At 33.6% G+C, this 1,176-nt stretch carries 1 protein-coding gene; it reads right to left on the bottom strand.

The window, feature by feature from the left end:
- Positions 1–162: 162 nt before the first annotated feature.
- Complete coding sequence (locus F6K13_RS34125; RefSeq protein WP_124154575.1) at positions 163–1,095, bottom strand: lipid kinase; 933 nt, start codon at positions 1,093–1,095, stop codon at positions 163–165.
- Between the last annotated feature and the right edge of the window lie 81 nt (positions 1,096–1,176).

Here is a 1,176-nt window from a genome sequence, read left to right as displayed (position 1 = left end):
CCGAGTATGGGATGAGTTAATTGGAGTCGGTTATCAAGAGTCAAATTCTCAGTTAAATATTAATCATAAATACTTACTGAATCGTTGACTCCTATTGATCACTATAATTTCCTTCTTACTTTTGAATTTTGACTTCTTACTTTTGACTTCCGCGTAGCGGCACTAATCAATTACAGGGTTAAGTTTTTCTTTTTCAGTTGTTAGTTTCCTGGGTACAATAACGGCTAAAGCTAAAGGAACTACCTGGAAATGTGCTGGAGTATAAGTAACAATTTCCCCGTCTGTATTAATAGGACGAGGTTTGCGGGTATAAACATTAAATACAGAACCAGAGAGGAAACGAAATCCAAAATTTTCTTGATATTTTCCTTGCCATATAGAAGGCAACATACCGATAAATTGCCAACAATACTTAATTTCTAAACTGTATAAATCTAGTCTTTGGTCATCAATTGTAGCATCGTGAGCAATAGTCATGCCACCTCCATAATGTCTGCCATTTCCTACCGCAACTTGCAGAGTTTTAACTATTTTTGTTTCACCATTGCAGCGAATTTCTGCAGTAAAAGGGCGACTTTTTAAAATCATTTTACTGGCAGTAATAGCATAAGCTAATACACCCCATCGACGTTTAGCTTCCTTAGTTAAATTGTTAGTAATATCTACACTTAATCCGATACTAGCAACATTGAAAAAATATTTGCCATTAACTACGCCTAAATCTATATAACGTTTTTTACCTGTAGCGATCGCTCGACAAGCTTCAAATAAAGAATCAGGAATTCCTAAAGTTCTAGCTAGGTCGTTAGCTGTTCCTAATGGTAAAATTCCCAAGGGTAAACCTGTTTCTACTAGAGCATCTACTGCCAAGTTTAATGTGCCATCTCCACCACCAATGATTACCATATTTACCTGGTTTTTATAGTTTTGAATAAAATGGTTAAAATCCTGGGGAGATTGAGTTTCTTTGCAAATAACTTCTAAGCCAAAATCTTGTAAATAATTTAAAGCTAAATGTAAATTATTAGTGACTTTTCTAGCATGGGGATTAATTAATAAAAGAGCTTTTTTTGATTCTATTTGATTTTGATTCATAAAGGAAGTCAAAAGTTAAAAGTAAGAAAAAAAGGAAGGATTTAAGTAAGAAATCAGAAGTAGCAAATACGATAAATTTAA

Source organism: Okeania sp. SIO2B9 (assembly GCF_010672505.1).
GTDB classification, from domain to species: domain Bacteria; phylum Cyanobacteriota; class Cyanobacteriia; order Cyanobacteriales; family Microcoleaceae; genus Okeania; species Okeania hirsuta.
The sequence above is the reverse complement of the archived record's forward strand: the minus strand, read 5'-3'. Positions and strand labels throughout refer to the sequence as shown.

Excerpts from the sequence above, each read along its gene's own strand:
- F6K13_RS34125 (WP_124154575.1), bottom strand. The coding sequence starts at position 1,095 with ATGAATCAAAATCAAATAGAATCAAAAAAAGCTCTTTTATTAATTAAT.